Raw genomic sequence first — 18553 nt, forward strand, 5'->3', positions numbered from 1 at the left:
AACCAAAAATAGAACAATAACCAATGAAGTTTTACAAACTGTCTCATGGACAGAAATATCTTAATAATAAACAAACACAGTTATTAAAAGATACGAATCTAGTAAGTGTATATCCATTTACAAATGCTAAAGGACAAAGCTCTAAATCACAGGGAGAAGATTTTTTATCTGCGAAGAAAGGAGATTTATTTTATGTATGTAGGTCAAATGACTCTATTGAGTTTATTGGAATGTTTGTAGATGAAAGACCTTTGTTTTCTATTATAAAAAGAGAAGATGAATGGACGGATAGAGAATATGTACTTATAGAAAATGCAGTAGCGCCAGAAGCTCATGATAAGTCATTAGACAAATGGTGGTCACCTAAAAATAATTCTACATTTATTGAAATACCGTTATCTGATAAAACACTTTTTGAAAAAGAAATTTTGCAACCTGTTTTTAATACTACTTATGCAGAGATAGAAGCAAAAAGAGAAGCAGCGTTAGCAAAGTTAGTACCTACTATGGATGATTATATTGCGATGCAATTGGAGTATGATACATTGATGAAAGATGAACGTATACTATTTCAAAAAATTAATGCATTAGGTACTATTGAATTAAAGAAAATACAATATACCTATCTACAGAGAGGCGATATCAGTGCAAAGCCAGTTGTTTTATTGAGAAGTAAATTATTAGATCTATTACTTCAAAAAACAAATCTAGATGCCTTAATAATAAATGAATTAAAAAAAGAATTAGATGCGTCTTTTGAAAAGAAGGTATACCAAGCTTGGTCTTCAAATTTTAGAATACTATATACCTTTTTGTTTGATAAAGAGAAAGTTTCTTTGGAAAACTATTTTAAAGGGTTAATCCATCAAATACAGGAAGATTTAGAGATACAGCAAGAAACCAAAGTAAAACTAGTACACTTTGACGGAGCGCAAAACCAAGGAAATAATAGACTTTGGTTTGCTATATATAATAAAATATACAAGTCTCAAAAGTTAGCAAAACAATTGTTTTTAGAAATTCATAATGGACTTACGTTTGGTTTGTTAGATTTTGCAGATTCAAGTAATAATCAATTGAAACATGCAGACACCTTTAATTATCAAGATATACTAGGCACTTATGCACTATTAAAAAAAGAAATTTTGAATGATACTTCCATGGAAAAAGCAAAACTATCAGAATACATAGATATATTAAAATATAAAAAACAAATCATTTTACAAGGACCTCCTGGTACGGGTAAAACCTATACTGCAAAGAAAATTGCAGCACATTTAGCAGGAAGTAGAAGTGTAACAAGTTATGAATCTTTGACAAAAGAAAGTATTGAGGATTCAATTAGTGTAGGAGATACGATTGCCAATGCAAGTGGTGTAGCAGATTATTACACTATTGATGAAATTACAGAATCGGCAATCATGCTTTCTTCAGAACGAGCAAATCAAGCTTGGGATGCGAGTTTTAAAAACATCATTAAAAAATACAATGAACTTACTAATGGAATACAGCCAACAAATATAAATGGAAAAGAACCTTACGAATTAGCAGTAGCAAAATATTTATTTGAAAACAGAGAACCTTCAAAAACAAGTTATGAAGCTAACTATAACATCGTTCAGTTTCACCCTTCTTACAGTTATGAAGATTTTGTAAGAGGTATTTCTGTAAAAAATGAAAACGGAAGTATTGTATATAAAACAGAAAATAAAATCATTGCTGAATTATCACAATTGGCTTCACAAAAATCATCTCTGGAAGATTATGATTTAGCAGCAGAATATGAAGAATATTTATATCAAAAAGGAAAAGAAGCTGAAGCTAATGGAACTCACTATTATTTTGATAAAGAAGAAACAATTCGATTGTTAGATATCTGGGGATATCATAAAAATGCGGTAGGTAATTTGCGTTATAAAACATTAAGTGATGATGGTAGTTGGTATATGCAGACATGGATTAACATGGAAGAATACAACTTAGAAAATTGGAATGATCCAGAATCACATAAGTTAGTGAATTTTAATCGTCATGAACACTACATTATTTGGCAAAATTTTACTGCTTTTGTAAATAGGCTGGAAAACAATAATTATGTATTAATCATTGATGAAATCAATCGAGCAAACCTCCCTTCAGTGTTAGGAGAGCTTATCTATGCATTAGAATACAGAGGAGATGAAGTAAATAGTATGTATGCGATTGATGGAAATACTAAAATTACCATTCCAAAAAACCTGTATATTATCGGAACGATGAATACGGCAGATAGAAGTGTTGGACATATTGATTATGCCATCAAACGTCGTTTTGCTTTTGTGGATATGTTACCAAATGAAGAAGTAATTCAGTATGAAAAAGCAAAGGAGTTATTTAAGTTAGTAAGTGCATTGTTTACAGAAAAGTTTTTAGCACCAGATTTTGATGCAAAAGACATACACTTGGGACATAGTTATTTTTTAGTGGAAGAGAAAGAAACTACTGAGTTTACAGAATCTGAACGATTACAGATGAAATTAGACTATGAAATCATCCCAATACTTAATGAGTATGTAAAGGATGGTATATTGTTAGAAATTGCTAAAGAAGAAATTAAAAAAATAGCAAAGTTTGTCTGTTAAAATACTCACATATCATGAGCATTACAATGCAATGTTAGCTGATGAGGATGCTAAATGCTTAACAAAACCATATTATCAATGGTGTTTCCCTAAATACCATAAGCAAAAAGATGATAGTAAACCTTGTTATACCTTAATCAAACGGAATGATGAGCATCATAAATATTTTTTAGAACTTGGATATTTTGTTGGGTTGGATTGGTTAGAAGTCAATACATCTGCCATTCATGTAACTTCTAAAATCAATAGTGATGAACAAGAAATTGATATTATAGGAATGCTTTTTTCAACATTGAAACATCCCGAAGTTTCAAAAGAAATTAAAGAATTATTCATTGTAAAATGGGAGCAGCCTACTATTGAAATTTCTCAGAAACAAGACATACTAACGCCTTTTTTAGTAGTTGAATTTTTAGGGCTTCTTAAGCAAATAGTTCGGAAAGGATTAAAGAAATCTTACTATAAAGTAGTGCAAAATCTACAAGGAACAGTAAAAGGAAAAATACAAGTTTCTAAAACGATTAAAAAGAACCTAGTTAATAACAAACAATTATATACCTACTGTAGTTTTGATGAATTTGGTATTAATAACAAAGAAAACAGATTGCTAAAAAAAGCATTGCAATTTGTAAAACGGTATTTGCCAAGCTATTCGAAAATAACTAACCGTAACGATATTCAGAATCTAGTTAACTATATTAATCCTGCATTTGCTGGCGTATCCGATCAAATTGAAATGACGGAGATTAAGCAAACGAAGACGAATGTGTTTTATAAAGAGTATGAGCAAGCATTGTATTTGGCAAAGTTGATTTTAAAACGCTTTGGATATAATATTTCAAATACAATACAAGAAAAAGTACAGTCGCCACCATTTTGGATAGACATGTCAAAACTCTTTGAGTTATATGTATTAGGCTTGTTGAAAGATGAATTTCAAAACGAAGTAAAATTTCAATTTAAAGACTTTGGTAATGAGTTAGATTATCTTTTAACGAAGAAAGATTCTGAAATGGTCATTGATGCAAAATATAAACTTAGATATTTAAATGGTATTCATCATTCGGACATTCGACAAGTAAGTGGGTATGCACGATTAAAAAAAGTATATCATGCTTTACATAAAAAGCAAGGAGATGTAATTGATTGTTTAATTATTCATCCTGATCAAAATGGATTAGAGAATCTTAAGGAAGTAAACTTAAAGAAAACAGCAATAGAAAAATATTATGATATCTACAAAATAGGTGTTAAATTACCTACAATTTAAAAGGAGTCTATGAGCTACGAATATTCAGAAGATAATCTTATTGAAAGAGCCACACAAGATGTGTTGGAAGAACTCGGCTGGACAGTACTCACAGCGTGGCACAAAGAATCTTTTGGAGAACATGGTTTATTAGGAAGAGAAGATAAAAGTGAAGTTGTATTAACCCGCTACTTACGACAGGCACTTGAAAAACTAAACCCGAATCTTCCTGCAATTGCTTATGAACAAGCTACTGAAGAAATTGTACAAAAAGTAGCTGATCAAACTATAGGACGCATTAATAAAGATAAAAGTGCTCTTCTAAAAAAAGGAGTGCCCGTAAGTTATACCAATGAAAACGGAGAGTTGGAAAAAGTAAAGCTCAAAGTTTTTGACTTTCATAACTATGAAGAAAATCATTTCTTAGCTATACGGCAATTAGAAGTATTGGGTGAAATGCATTTGCGTCGTCCCGATGTCATAGGCTTTGTGAATGGAATTCCGTTAGTATTCTTTGAACTTAAAGCACATCATCAAGATTTACGTCATGCGTATGCAGATAACTTAAAAGATTATAAAGATACCATTCCGCATGTATTTCATACCAATGGTTTTATCATACTAAGTAATGGTTTGGATGCTAAAGTAGGAACGATAACGAGTCCTTACAATTATTTTTTAGATTGGAAACGTATAGAAGAAGACGAAGAAGGTGAAGTAAGTTTAGATACGATGCTTAGAGGAACTTGTGATCGACATCGCTTAATGGATATCTTTGAAAATTTCTTACTCTTCGACGATTCAGATGGAGAAGTGGTAAAGTTGATGGCAAAAAACCATCAATATATTGGTGTCAATAAAGTCATTAAGAATGTCCATAACATAGAAGACTTAGAAGGAAAACTTGGAGTGTTTTGGCATACACAAGGTTCGGGAAAATCCTATTCCATGGTTTTCTTGTGTGAAAAGATTCACCGAAAGCTTGGTGGTTCCTATACCTTTTTAATTGCTGTAGATAGAACTGAACTAGAAGATCAATTATATGATACCTTTTCTGGAGTAGGTGTTGTGAATAATAAAAACATCATTGCAGGAAAGAAAAAAGGAATGACGGGAAGAGCACATTTACGTGAGTTACTTTCTGAAAACCATCGTTATGTATTTACGCTCATTCATAAGTTTTCAATCGATCCAAAACTTGAAAGTGAATATCCTTTAATTACCGAACGTAAAAATGTGATTGTCATAAGTGATGAGGCACACAGAACGCAATCAGGAACCTATGCTCGTAACATGCGTTTTCATGGTTTGCCTAATGCTTCGTATTTGGGTTTCACAGGAACGCCTATCATCAAAGAAGAAGAAGAATTAACCAAGAATATCTTTGGAGAGTATGTATCTATCTATGACTTTAAACGTGCTATTGAAGACGAAGCAACATTACCATTAAAATATCTGAATAGAGGAGAAAAACTTGACATTACCAATCCAAATTTGGATGAAAAAATGGCTGAGGTATTTGAAAATGAAGACTTGGATGATGATCAAAAAAAGAAACTCGAATACTTATTCAATAGAGATTATCCAATATTAACTTCACAACCTCGATTGGAAGCGATTGCTAAAGATTTAGTTTGGCATTTTAATGAACGAGGTTATCAAGGAAAAGCCATGTATGTGGCTTTAGATAAACCTACTGCAGTGCGTATGTATGAGCTTGTTATGAAGTTTTGGCCTGAATATTTACAAGAGTTGGAAGCACGTATTGAAAAGGCTGCAGATCAACAAGAAGCACAGCAACTGAAACGTAAATATAAAAAAGTACAAGAGACAGAAGTATGTGTGGTAGTAAGTAGTGAACAAAATGAATTGGATAAGTTTCGTAAGATGCAATTAGATATTGAAGTACATCGTAGAAAAATAGTAGAGAGAAACTTGGAGAAGGAATTCAAAGATGAAGAAAATCCATTTCGTTTGGCAATTGTTTGTGCTATGTGGATTACTGGATTTGATGCACCTTGTGTTTCTACGGTATATCTTGATAAACCGATAAAAGGTCACACATTAATGCAAACCATTGCTAGGGCAAATCGAGTGTATGACGATGAAAAAGAAAACGGCTTGATTGTGGACTATGGAAATGTATACAAACAATTAGAGAAAGCATATTCAGTATATGGAGAAGGCGGAAGATCAGGAGGTAGTAATGGAAAGCCTACTGAAAAACCCGTTGAACCTATAGAAGATACAGAAGTTGAATTAAAACAAGCAATTAAAGATGTAAAGGCTTATTTGAAGGAACTTAATTTCTCTATCAAGGACTTGAAGGAAGCCAAACCTATGGCAAAGATTGCTAAAATAAAAGAAGCTACAGAATGTGTATGTTTAAATGAAACGACTCGTACCACTTTTGAAATGATGGCGCGTAATGTATTTAGAAAATACAAAGCCATATTTCCTTCTGACATTTTAAAACCTTATATAAAGGATTTTAATGCTATTGAAGCTATTTACACAGCATTAAATCAAAATGTAAAATCAGCAGATATCACACAGATTATTATGGACTTACAATCTATCGTAAGTAACAGTGTGGTTATACAAAAAGAAGAAGTTCAGGAAGGCGAAGAAGTATATGTAGATTTGTCTACGTTAGACTTTGATAAACTAAGAGCAGCTTTTTCAAAAGCGCCACGTAAAAACACCTTAGTATTCAACCTTCAAAATGCTATCGAACAACGCTTGATGCAGATGCTAAATGAAAACCCATTGCGTATAGAATTTTACGAACGTTACAAAGAAATCATTGAAGAATATAACAGAGGAAAAAGTCTTGAAGATACTTTGAAAACATTTGATAGTTTAAATGACTTTATACAAGATTTAACTATTGAGGAACAACGAGCCGTTAGAGAAAACCTAAAAAATCAGGAAACGCTCGCTATTTTTGATTTACTCAGAGAAGGAAAAGAATTATCTGACAAGGAGTTAAAAGAAGTCAAGAAAGTAGCAGCCAAAACACTTGAGATATTAAAAGAAGAAAAACTAAAAGTTGAAAATTGGCGCGAAAGTAGACAAGTTAAGGCTCAAGTTAAAAGTACCATCTACGATAATCTATTATACTTGCCACAGGCTTCTTACACTGATGAAGAAGTAGGAATTAAAACAGCAAACGTATATCAACATATCTACACTAACTATTACGGAAATGGTGAAAGTGTGTATAGTAGGAATGCGAGTTAGAGAAAAGCTGTTAATTATAGTAGATACGGTTTTCCGCAAAGATGTTCGTTTTGATAATTGTATACTTATGGAAATTTATATCAATATTTTAAACGTATACTATTGGAAGATGAAGAAACAATAAAAAATAAAGCGAGAGCTGAGTTTGAGCAAAAGAAATACGAAGAAGCATTTACAATTTTATTAAAAGAGTTGGATATTGCTTCCTTCTTTAAATATATAGATGCAGACAAACGGCAGTGGGTAACGGATAAACATTTTGAGTCAGCTACTTACTTTTGGAAAAAGTTTGTACTTCAAGAAGAAAACTTTCAAAAATTATTTTCGTCAAATATTGCAGTAGAATTACTCTATAATTACTATTCTAATTCTACAATCTTCATTAAAGCTTTTGAGATAAAACTATCTGAACAATTTCCAGAACTTTTTGTTCATGTTATTAGAGTCAATCAAGTATTCTTTAAAAAAGAGCGATTGGATTTTCTTTTAGAAGAAATACAACTTCCTGAAAACTTAGAACTACATCAAGATGTATGGGAACTCTTTTATCAGAAAGAAATTGAATTATGGCAAGAAATAGAAAGCAGTATTGAGGCTATTGTAAATTATTCCTTGGAAAACATATTACAATCTGTAGTTGCCTATATTGAAAAGAAAAGTTATGAATTTGACTCTAGAGCATACAATATACAGTTAGGAAGTGTGTATAGCTTTTTTATGGAGTTACTTTTGAAACAGGATCATTTTAATATCTCGAATTTATCTGAATCAGAAGATTTTTTTAAATCATTTGTAGAAGGTATTCATAATGAAGAAGAGTCAAATCTTAACAAGTTAATTTCTAATATTTTCGATTTGATATATAGTAGAACCCTACTTTTATCTAACTTCATAGATCCATATAGTTTTGAATCGGATACTTCTCCAGAATTGATTTACGAAACTTTATATTTTGTAACAAAGCCACAAGCTAGCTACAGATGGAAGCTAGATGGAATTCGCTATGATTCAGTTGATCTATTTTATCGTAAAAGAGGGAGTGATTTTTTAGAAGAAAAGATAAAGAATAATCAATATTCTCCTATTGGTATAACTAAAGAGCATCTGGAGCTAAATAAAACATTGCAAGAAAAAATTGAATCTGTATTTGCTGCTTTACACGATCTGGAGTTGAATGAGTATTATTACACAAAAAACGAAACAATAAGTGTATCAGAAATCGTTCCTCCAATATTTGCATTTGCTTACAATAGATTACTACGTTATAAATATGATTTGGATGAAGTAAGAAATAGTAATTCTCATTTTTCAAAGTCTTGGAAGATGGCTTTTGCTTGGTTGAATTTGCAAAGTACAAGACAAGGAGTTGCACAGATGCCATTTATATATATGACTTTAAAAGAATATGAAGATCTTAACAAGAAGGCAAGCTCTGATTTTGACCGTCGAATTACAGAAATATTAATTGAATCTTTTAGTGAAGTTATAAATAAGAAAGAAACATTTGATCGTTTTGATACACAGTATGATGTGTTTGCAAAACCATTTTTAAGGTTTAAAGATCGTATTTTTTGTTCAGTTCAGTTTTTCACTTCGTTTTCATATATGTATGTATATGTGAACGCATTAATTAACAACAATGGGCGTAAAACTGCTAAAAAAATAGAACCATATCTGGGTAAATTATTAAAAGTACATGGTTTACATGTATTTATTCCTAATAAAGCTGAAGAAAAAAAGATGAAAGGTAATGGCGATGCTGATGTTGTACTATACAATGATCATCATGTATTATTAATGCAACTAAAACGTACTTATTTGCGTTTAAATCCCAAAGATGTATATAATGAATATTTAAAAACAGATCGAGGTGGCGCAAAGCAACTGAATGAAATAGAGAAGTTTTTCAATAGTAAAAATGATGTTTTTGAAATAAAGAATAGAAAAGTAACAAAATGGATTGTTTCTTCCTCGTTAGAAAATGTAAATAGAGTAATAGAAGGATGTTTAAAAGTAAACTATATGGACATTGTATGTTTTCTTTTAAATAATGAAGGAATGACTTTTAAAACTTTAGAAGACTTTATCGGGTTCTATTCAGAAGATTTTATGATAAAAACTTATGTAGAAACTGTGAATGAATCTTTTGTTATTCAAGAAATAGATAAGTGTAGGATACCTTTTATTGATTTTAATGTAGATAAGGCAAATAAGTATAGAGACTTCTTTAATAAGGGAATGGATCTCAACAGAAAAAAGAAGAACAAACAGTCAATCGAGGCTTTCAAAAAATGTTTATATTATGAGAATGGAGATGTCGAAGTGCACGGAGCAATAGCGAATGTGTATGCTGATATAAAAGATTATAAGAATGCATTTTATCATTTCGAAAAAGCTTTAGAGTTATTACCTAGCGATCCTTTTATAACTCGTAATTATATAGGAGCACTTGCAGAAAGTGGTAATTTTACAAAAGCGAAAGAATTAATGAAAATATTAGTTGAGAAATATCCTTTATTGAAAGATGTTCAAGAAATGGCAAAGCATATACTAAGATAATTATATTTGTGGTTTAAAAGTTTAAATACAATGCCAAAACCCAAAGGACAAAAAAACACCAAAAACAAAGCTAAGCACACCAAGCTCATGCAGCGTAAACTCAACAAAGAGCGTGCAGAAAAAGAAGCGACCAAAGCACGACTGAAGGCAATTGTGAAGAAAGCGAATGAAGCTAAGGAGAATGATGAATGTTAAATGCTAAATTTTAAATTATTTCAAAGACCATTTAATAGTTCTAAAAATTAACTTGGAAAACCAATTAAAAATTCGTGTTAATGATACAAGAATAAATACAAAATAATTCGTGAATTCGTGACAATTTTTTTTAATTATGAGTTATGAGAAATTTCATAGAACATCTGAATGTTAGGTGTTAAATGCTAAATTTTAAATTATTTCAAAGATCATTTAATAGTTCTAAAAATTAACTTGGAAAACCAATTAAAAATTCGTGTTAATGATACAAGAGTAAGTACAAAATAATTCGTGAATTCGTGACAATTTTTTTAGTTATGAGTTATGAGAAGTGTCAAAGTATATGTTGAGGTTTTTGAGCAACAAATTAACGAATTGATAAATTTTAAAGTGATGAGTTAAGAATGAAACAAATTGACAAATCCACAAAAAACAGATTTAAAAAAATGGAAGTTTATAATTTTACGAGTTTATACTACGAAACAAACACAAAGTAAACATACCAACCCAACACCCAAAAGCAAAGCGACCCAAAACCCAAAACCCAATAATGGAACTCATCGATATCCTAGACGAACACGGAAAACCCACAGGTGAAATTCTTCCCAAAAGAGAAGTACATCGCCACGGACATTTCCATGCCTCAACGCATTTGTGGTTGTATACCAAAACAGGAAAAGTAGTCTTGCAATTGCGTGCAGTCATCAAACCCAACTTTCCAAACTGTTGGGACGTTTCTGTCGCTGGACATATAAGTAGTGGTGAAACTGCGCTGCAAACCGCAGTTCGTGAAGCGGAAGAAGAACTCGGAATCAAAGTACAAGCTGAACAACTACAACAAATTGGACGCTTCCGAATCGATTACCAACACGCGGAAGATTATCGTGATCGTGAATTCATTACGATCTTTGCTTGTGAAATTCCAGATATACCTTTAGACGTCAAGCTACAGGAAGAAGAAGTTGCAGATGTAACACTTATTCCATTAGCACAAGTAGAATCAGAATTAGCTGATACCGAACTAGCCAAGAAATACGTTCCGTTTAATAAAGCGTATGCAATTGAAGTATTTGATAAGTTGAATGGATTGTTTTCTAAGTAGTAAGATGATGTGAGACGTGCTTTTGTTTCAGAGAATATAGTTGTTCTACAAGAAACAGATTGCCGCGTCATATATTCCTCGCAAAGACGTATCACACATGTCTAAATCTAATAGCTTTTGCACTGAGTATATCGAAGTGAAGTGATCTAAAAGATTTCCGTCCAACTGGGAACAAGTCTAATCGCGAAAGCGTGTCTAAAAATCTAACAACGAAGGTTGTCTATTAATACAAGAAACAGATTGCCGCGTCATATATTCCTCGCAAAGACGTGTCAAACGTGTCTAAAAAAAACATTCGTGTATTTAGTTATGAAAAATGAGTCAAGAGTCAAGATTCAAGATGCTTTGCAGGAAACAATTGTCCGTCGTTATGCTTCCACAAAAACGTATCAAATATATTTAAATCTAGTAATGTCTGCACTGAGTATATCGAAGTGAAGCGATCTAAAAGATTTCCGCAGAAGCGGGAACAAGTCTAATCGCGAAAGCATGTCTAAAAATCTAACAACGAAGGTTGTCTATCAATACAAGAAACAAGATTGCCGCGTCGTTATGTTTCTCACAAAGACATATCTAAATCTAGTAATGTCTGCACTGAGTATATCGAAGTGAAGCGATCTAAAAGATTTCCGCCCAAGCGGGAACAAGTCTAATGGCGAAAGCGTGTCTAAAAATCTAACAACGAAGGTTGTCTGTTAATACAAGAAACAGATTGCTGCGTCATACATTCCTCGCAAAGACGTGTCATACATCTCTAAATCTAATAACGTTTACACTGAGTATATCGAAGTGAAGCGATCTAAAAGATTTCCGCAGAAGCGGGAATAAGTCTAATCGCGAAAGCATGTCTAAAAATCTAACAACAAAGGTTGTCTATTAATACAAGAAACAGATTGCCGCGTCGTATACTCCTCGCAAAGACGTATCAAATGTGTCTAAATCTAATAACGCATGCACTGAGTATATCGAAGTGAAGTGATCTAAAAGATTTCCGCTCAAGCGGGAATAAGTCTAATCGCGAAAGCATGTCTAAAAATCTAACAACGAAAGTTGTCTATCAATACGATACATAATCAACAATCTCTAAGCCATAACCAATCATACCTACACGTTTTTCTTGATGTGTATTGGTTACCAACTTGATTTTGCTAATATTGATGTCGTGAAGAATTTGCGCTCCAATTCCGAAATCTTTAGAATCCATTTTAATTTTTGGCGCTTTATATTCACCATTATTTTGTAAAGATTTCAATTCTTTAATTCTGTGAAGTAAGTTCAACGAACTATGATCTTGGTTGATGAATATAATAGCTCCTTTTCCTTCTTCATTAATCAAACGGAACATATCATCTAGCTTTTTATCAGCATTATTTGTCAAAGTTCCTAAAATATCATCATTTACTAATGTTGAATTGATACGTGTTAGTACAGGTTCATCATCAGCCCAACTTCCTTTAGTTAAAGCAATATGTACTTGATTGTTGGTTGTTTGTAAATATGCACGCATACGGAAATCACCAAAACGTGTTTGTACATCAAAATCTTCTTTCTTTTCAATCAAAGAATCGTGCTCCATTCTGTATGCGACTAGATCTTCAATAGAAACAATCTTAAGATCGAAATTTTTGGCAACTTCTAGCAACTGTGGCAAACGTGCCATAGTTCCATCTTCGTTCATGATTTCTACAATAACACCAGCAGGTTCTAAACCAGCTAAACGAGCAAAGTCGATCGCAGCTTCTGTATGACCTGTTCTACGCAATACGCCACCTTCTTTTGCTTTAAGTGGAAAAATATGTCCAGGACGTGCCAAATCAAATGGGCGAGTAGTACTGTCAATCAAAGCTTGAACAGTTTTTGAACGATCGGAAGCAGAAATTCCGGTAGTAACTCCGTTTCCTTTCAAATCTACAGAAATCGTAAAAGCCGTTTCCATCGGATCTGTGTTGTTGCTTACCATCATACCTAATTGTAATTGCTTGCAACGATTTTCTGTTAATGGTGCGCAAATCAAACCACGTCCGTGTGTAGCCATAAAGTTGATCATTTCTGGCGTTACCTTTTCAGCAGCAGCTAAAAAATCACCTTCATTTTCACGATTTTCATCATCTACCACAATGATAACTTTTCCTTGGCGGATGTCTTCAATGGCTTCATGGATGCTGTCTAATTGTGTATTGGCTTTCACTTTTGTAGTTGTGGTCATTTTTTCTGTATGATTTGCTCACAAAAATAAGCATTCTTATCAAAAAGAGGAATTAAAAGCTCGTAAAGATTGATTCTAGTATTGTTGATTGCTAAATTGAATTTAATTCAATTGCTTTATCTTGTCTTTTGCATTTCGTAAAGTGTAGAAATAAGCAACAAAATAGAGCGGCATACCAAGGAGTAGAAACGCTAAAATACCTCCAAAATCTAATTTCTTATCTAAAGCTTCATATAAAGACTGATAGTTAAAAAATGATTTTATTAAATAGTACAAATAGAGTAATGAAACAACGATCCCTACAATTAAAATACTCAACGCAAGCCAAACCGACATTTCTACATTGTTGTTTAAAACTGGTAGAATGATACTGATAATCAGTGTTGGAATATAATAAATGATCGCTTTTTTTGAATTCTTTACAAATCGTTCATAAGCTTCTTGAGCACGATTATATTGTTTGTTTTCAAACGAACCTAATACTTTTAAACGTTCTTCTGTGATGCCACGATCTCCCAAAAGTTCAATTGCAAGACTACGCTCTCCATCAGAATAATCATATTGACGATAGTTTTTTACAACATCCATCAATTGTGTGTCGCTCAATGCATTGAACTTATCAGTACTTTGTCTATCAACATCTGTAATAGGTGCTAATTCGTCTGTCGTTTCATCATCTGCGTCTAATGGCTTTACAAAGAAACCTTTCAGCGAGAAGCTAAATAATCCTTGGTCGGAAGTTGCTCTACGTGTAAAGTAAATACTTAACGGTAACATAATCATTGTAGAGAGCCAAGTACCCAACCAGGGAGGAATACTGCCGTCTTCGGCACTGTTTTTTCCAAAAATTCCTATAAAGTGATAGACTAAGAATAAACAAATCGCAACAACCATTGGCAATCCAATTCCTCCTTTACGAATGATGGCTCCTAATGGCGCGCCTACAAAGAATAGAATGATACATGCTATTGCTACTGCAAATTTGTCGTGCATGTATATTTTTTGATGATTGATTTTCTTTTCGATTCGTTTGAAACGATTGTCTGTATTTTCAAGTGTTGTACGACGTCCTTTGATATTGGTGATCGAAATATCTAAGGCGCGTTTTCTGTTTTTTAGCGTAAGTATGTTGAGAGGATTTCCTAAAGAGGCAACCGAATCTTTGTGAACGGCATTAACACTATCTTTTTCAATGATAACAATTCCAGTTCGTTTGTACATATTGTCACCAAAGCTAACTTTCTCTTGATCATATTTGAGTTCACTACCTTTAATGGTGTCATTTAATTGTTTGACATTGTACATTTTGTAGGTATTGTGCTCTGTAGAATTTAAATCTACTTTATTGATGTCGCGCAAATCTACATTCATGATGTATTTTTCAAAAGATACTTTGGCATGTTGCATGCGTAACATTTCTTTTGGATCTGTACTTTTTACATCTTCATAGCGATTTCCATCAAATAAAACCATTTGCAAAATGTCAGAATCAGGACTGCTTTTTAGCTCTCCATTTTTTGACTTCATTACAATACGATTCTTCTTGTCTCTGGCTTTTTGGTGAATGATTACTTTGTCTAGCAACTGATCGTTTTCACCATACTTTTTATCTACTTTAATGTTGATGTTTCCAATATCATTAAAAACGCCTTCACCAATAGCTAATGCAGGTTTTTTCTTGGCTAAGTTTTTACGTAAGTTATATTGTTTAAACTCAGACCATGGAATAACGCTATTGCTAAAGAAAAAAGTGGCAACACCAAGTAAAAAGATAAATACTACCAAACTTCGCATGGCGCGTTGCAATGATATTCCTGTAGATTTCATTGCTGCAAATTCGTAGCTTTCAGCAAATCGACCGAAAGTCATAATAGAAGATACTAATATACTTAATGGTAATACTAACGGAATTAGTTTTGGTGCTGTATACAATAAGAATTTAAAAATAATTCCTGCATCCAGTCCTTTTCCTGCAAGTTCACCTATAAAAAGCCAAACGGTTTGTAATATAAATATGAACATAAATATTACAAACACGGTAAGGAAGGTAAAGAGATAACTCTTTAATATGTATCTATCTAATATTTTCAAGTAGACTAATCGTTTTTATCTATATAATAATCCTCGTATTTCGATTCGTCAAATATAAATAAGCTTTTTGATAAAGGCTGATTAGTTTTAAAAGAATTAACAGTTAAAGTGGTATTTGTACCATTTTTTCCTGATTCAATTAAGTTGTAGATATGCTTTGTTTTTACATCAATTCCTAATAAAACACTTTTAATGTCTGATTCTGAATCAGTTGGAATTAATTTAACGTATTGAATCTTTCTACCACGTACATTTTGTAAAATATCCCATGCATAAGTGTATCCTTTTTTGTAGAATGTTAACATAGCTGAAGGAGATAACGCAGTTTCGTCTTCATCAACATCTGCAATAGTTACTTCTTCGTTGGCAGGAACAATTGTATAGACTTTTTTGGTATCGAATATTTTAGTGAATCCTAAGAAGTTCAGTAAATACTTTTCACCTTCTAAGGTTACATTTCCTTTCGATTCTTGCTTTGTATTCGCTTCTTTGTTTATCAATTCGTATTTAAACTCGATTTGAATATTGTCATAACTATTCACTTTGGCAGAAACTTCCTCTAATAGCTTTTTTGCTTTTTCAGTATTCTGCGCATTTACATTGAATGCAAAGACTCCTAATACAAACACTAAAACTAACTTTCTCATTTTATCCATTTTTTTCGTTTTCTAATAATTGTTCTAAGGCTACTAAATCCGGAACAAGCACTTGTCTGGCTTTACTTCCTTCAAATTGTCCCACAATTCCCGCAGCTTCTAGTTGATCTATCAAGCGACCAGCACGATTGTATCCTAATTTTAATTTTCGTTGTAATAAGGATGCCGAACCTTGTTGCGCTGTAACAATTACTTCTGCTGCTTGGCGGAATAATTTATCTCTATCTGAAATGTCTATATCAAGACTTGTGCCACTTTCTTCTCCAACATATTCTGGAAGTAAAAAAGCTTCAGGATATGCCTTTTGAGCTCCGATGAAATCTGTAATTTTTTCTACTTCTGGTGTATCTACAAAAGCACACTGTATACGAATTAGATCGTTTCCTTGCGTGTATAACATATCACCACGACCAATTAATTGATCGGCTCCAGAATTATCTAGAATGGTACGTGAATCTATTTTCGACATTACGCGGAATGCAACTCTGGCAGGGAAGTTGGCTTTAATCATACCTGTAATAACGTTTACAGAAGGTCTTTGCGTTGCAATGATTAAGTGAATTCCAATAGCACGCGCTAATTGAGCCAAACGTGCAATTGGTGTTTCTACTTCTTTTCCTGCGGTCATGATTAAGTCTGCAAACTCATCCACAACTAAAACAATATATGGTAAAAACTTATGTCCGTCGTTCGGATTTAGTTTTCTAGCTTTAAACTTTGTGTTGTATTCAACTATATTACGACACATTGCATTTTTCAACATATCATATCGTTGATCCATTTCTATACACAACGAATTTAGTGTATTAATTACTTTAGAATTATCAGTGATAATAGCATCTTCAGAGTCTGGAAGTTTTGCTAAATAATGACGCTCAATCTTGTTGAACAATGTCAATTCTACCTTTTTCGGATCCACCAAGACAAATTTTACCTCAGCAGGATGTTTTTTATATAAGATGGAAGTTAGAATACAGTTCAATCCAACCGACTTTCCTTGTCCTGTAGCACCAGCCATTAATAAATGCGGCATTTTTGCTAAATCTACAACGAGTGTTTCGTTGCTAATTGTTTTACCAAAAGCAATAGGTAATTGCATTTCTGCTTCTTGAAACTTTTTGGATGCAATAGCAGAACGCATAGAAACAATAGCAGGTTTTTTATTAGGAACTTCAATTCCAATAGTTCCTTTTCCTGGCATTGGCGCAATGATACGAATTCCTAAAGCAGCTAATGACAAGGCAATGTCATCTTCTAAGTTTTTAATTTTAGAAATACGGACACCAGCTTCTGGAATAATTTCATACAAAGTTACTGTTGGGCCAACGGTCGCTTTGATGCTGGCAATTTCTATTTTATAGTTACGTAGTGTAGTAACAATTTGATTTTTGTTTTCTTCGAGTTCTTCTTGGTTGATGGTGATAGAACTTCCATTGGTATAATCTTTCAGAAGCTCAATAGTAGGGAAGCGGAAGTTTCCGAGTTCTAACTTCGGATCAAACTCACCATGTTCTTTCACTAACTTATCAGAAAGATTTTCGGCAACAGTTTTTTCTTCAATAATATTCTCAACTTGAATCTCAGTCTCTTCTTCTTTTGGAATTTCTACTTCGAAAGAAGTTTTTTCTAAAGTATCTTTTTCTCTTTGCGAATGATTTTTGATCGTAGGCTCTATATTCTCAACAGCCAATTCAAATTCAGACTTTTCAGGTTTAGTTTCTTCTAAAGGTTTTTTACCAGTTGTTTCTTCAATGGTAGCATTTTCAGGAGAAACTTCGGCTACTGGTTCTACTGGAGCATTTTCATTCGTTTCTGTAGTTGTTGCCATCGCTTCTTCAACGGCAAAATCTTCTTTTACATCTTCCGCTTTCTTGTTAAAGTATTCCATGACACTTTCTGGCGTAAGCTTTAAACGTAAAACCGAATACATAATAGCACCAAACAACAATAACAAGCCAACACCTATTTTACCAATATAATCTTGTAAAAATGTATTGATTTCAAAACCAATAGTTCCGCCTAAAAGGGGAAAAGAATTGAAAAAGAAACCTAAAAAGATCGATAGCCAAATAACAACAATGCTTCCCCAGAACCAATTGTTGAATACTTTCTTTTTAGTATCCAAAAACAAATGCAATCCTGTAAAGAACAATAGACTCACAAATACAATAGATGCAATTCCGAATCCTCTGTAAATAAAGAAGTGACTGATGTTGGCACCAAACTTCTGCATCCAGTTTTTTGTTTCTGTAGCGCGTGTAAGTTGTCCTAATTCACTTTGATCAGCTTCCCAAGTAAAGAAAAATGATATAAATGCAATGCATAGCGCCACGGCAAATAGCATGAGTAAACTTCCCAATACAATACGATGTTGTCGGGTTAGTGTAAAATCAGGCTTTTTGAATTTCGGGACTCTAGGAGTTTTTTTGGTTTTCTTTACGGGTTTCTTCTTTGCCATTCAGGAATCGCTATTTACTGCAAAAATACAAATTACGCTTAATCTGCAAGATATTTAAAATTAATCTTTAAGCGAAAAGTTTTTTAAGCTAATTACATGTAAGTACAACGAGGAAGCTTCTATATATTGTATGTGTGTATGCAATTGCACGTTTTACCGAAATAGATACTGTG

The 18553-nt window shown here is 32.8% G+C and carries 10 protein-coding genes; 6 read left to right on the forward strand and 4 right to left on the reverse strand.

All coding sequences use genetic code 11. The annotated features are described in order from the left end of the window. Positions 1–23 precede the first annotated feature (23 nt). From ACOQOS_RS00355 to ACOQOS_RS00380, 6 genes are all read left to right on the forward strand, one after another. Entirely contained in the window at positions 24–2621 is a 2598-nt protein-coding gene (locus ACOQOS_RS00355) for an AAA family ATPase (RefSeq protein ID WP_420572973.1), read from the forward strand. Further along, the gene (locus tag ACOQOS_RS00360) at positions 2611–3891 is read left to right on the forward strand and encodes a 5-methylcytosine restriction system specificity protein McrC (RefSeq protein WP_420572974.1); all 1281 of its coding nucleotides are present in this window, start codon (positions 2611–2613) and stop codon (positions 3889–3891) included. Before ACOQOS_RS00355 ends, ACOQOS_RS00360 begins: the two co-directional genes overlap by 11 nt. A gap of 9 nt (positions 3892–3900) precedes the next feature. Further along, the gene (locus tag ACOQOS_RS00365) at positions 3901–7113 is read left to right on the forward strand and encodes a type I restriction endonuclease subunit R (RefSeq protein ID WP_420572975.1); all 3213 of its coding nucleotides are present in this window, start codon (positions 3901–3903) and stop codon (positions 7111–7113) included. A 102-nt stretch (positions 7114–7215) separates the two neighbouring features. Next, a complete protein-coding gene (locus tag ACOQOS_RS00370) occupies positions 7216–9672 on the forward strand; it encodes a tetratricopeptide repeat protein (RefSeq protein WP_420572976.1) in 2457 nt (818 codons plus the stop codon). Between the two features lie 30 nt (positions 9673–9702). Next, entirely contained in the window at positions 9703–9867 is a 165-nt protein-coding gene (locus ACOQOS_RS00375) for a hypothetical protein (RefSeq protein ID WP_420572977.1), read from the forward strand. Positions 9868–10417: 550 nt separating this feature from the next. Continuing rightward, positions 10418–10969 carry an NUDIX hydrolase gene (locus tag ACOQOS_RS00380; protein WP_420572978.1) on the forward strand — a complete coding sequence of 184 codons (552 nt, stop codon included), beginning with the start codon at positions 10418–10420 and terminating at the stop codon, positions 10967–10969. Positions 10970–12026: 1057 nt separating this feature from the next. Here ACOQOS_RS00380 and ribB read toward each other — a convergent pair. The 4 genes from ribB to ACOQOS_RS00400 all read right to left on the reverse strand — a co-directional run bounded on the left by ribB (position 12027) and on the right by ACOQOS_RS00400 (position 18380). Beyond that, positions 12027–13175: a 3,4-dihydroxy-2-butanone-4-phosphate synthase gene (gene ribB / locus ACOQOS_RS00385; RefSeq protein WP_420572979.1), complete on the reverse strand. Its 1149-nt coding sequence runs from the start codon at positions 13173–13175 to the stop codon at positions 12027–12029. Between the two features lie 102 nt (positions 13176–13277). After that, positions 13278–15197 (reverse strand): LptF/LptG family permease, encoded by a 1920-nt coding sequence (locus tag ACOQOS_RS00390; protein ID WP_420572980.1) that lies wholly within the window; start codon positions 15195–15197, stop codon positions 13278–13280. A gap of 74 nt (positions 15198–15271) precedes the next feature. After that, positions 15272–15913 (reverse strand): LolA family protein, encoded by a 642-nt coding sequence (locus ACOQOS_RS00395; RefSeq protein ID WP_420572981.1) that lies wholly within the window; start codon positions 15911–15913, stop codon positions 15272–15274. Position 15914: 1 nt separating this feature from the next. Further along, a complete protein-coding gene (locus ACOQOS_RS00400) occupies positions 15915–18380 on the reverse strand; it encodes a DNA translocase FtsK (RefSeq protein ID WP_420572982.1) in 2466 nt (821 codons plus the stop codon). Positions 18381–18553: the final 173 nt, after the last annotated feature.

This window comes from Kordia sp., from assembly GCF_965224175.1.
In the GTDB taxonomy this organism is placed as follows: Bacteria; Bacteroidota; Bacteroidia; order Flavobacteriales; family Flavobacteriaceae; genus Kordia.

What these genes read in the sequence shown, in the direction of transcription:
- ACOQOS_RS00355 (WP_420572973.1), top strand. Translation starts at nt 24, where the DNA reads ATGAAGTTTTACAAACTGTCTCATGGACAGAAATATCTTAATAATAAA.
- ACOQOS_RS00365 (WP_420572975.1), top strand. Translation starts at nt 3,901, where the DNA reads ATGAGCTACGAATATTCAGAAGATAATCTTATTGAAAGAGCCACACAA.
- ACOQOS_RS00375 (WP_420572977.1), top strand. Translation starts at nt 9,703, where the DNA reads ATGCCAAAACCCAAAGGACAAAAAAACACCAAAAACAAAGCTAAGCAC.
- ACOQOS_RS00380 (WP_420572978.1), top strand. Translation starts at nt 10,418, where the DNA reads ATGGAACTCATCGATATCCTAGACGAACACGGAAAACCCACAGGTGAA.
- ribB (WP_420572979.1), bottom strand. Translation starts at nt 13,175, where the DNA reads ATGACCACAACTACAAAAGTGAAAGCCAATACACAATTAGACAGCATC.
- ACOQOS_RS00390 (WP_420572980.1), bottom strand. Translation starts at nt 15,197, where the DNA reads ATGTTCATATTTATATTACAAACCGTTTGGCTTTTTATAGGTGAACTT.
- ACOQOS_RS00395 (WP_420572981.1), bottom strand. Translation starts at nt 15,913, where the DNA reads ATGAGAAAGTTAGTTTTAGTGTTTGTATTAGGAGTCTTTGCATTCAAT.
- ACOQOS_RS00400 (WP_420572982.1), bottom strand. Translation starts at nt 18,380, where the DNA reads ATGGCAAAGAAGAAACCCGTAAAGAAAACCAAAAAAACTCCTAGAGTC.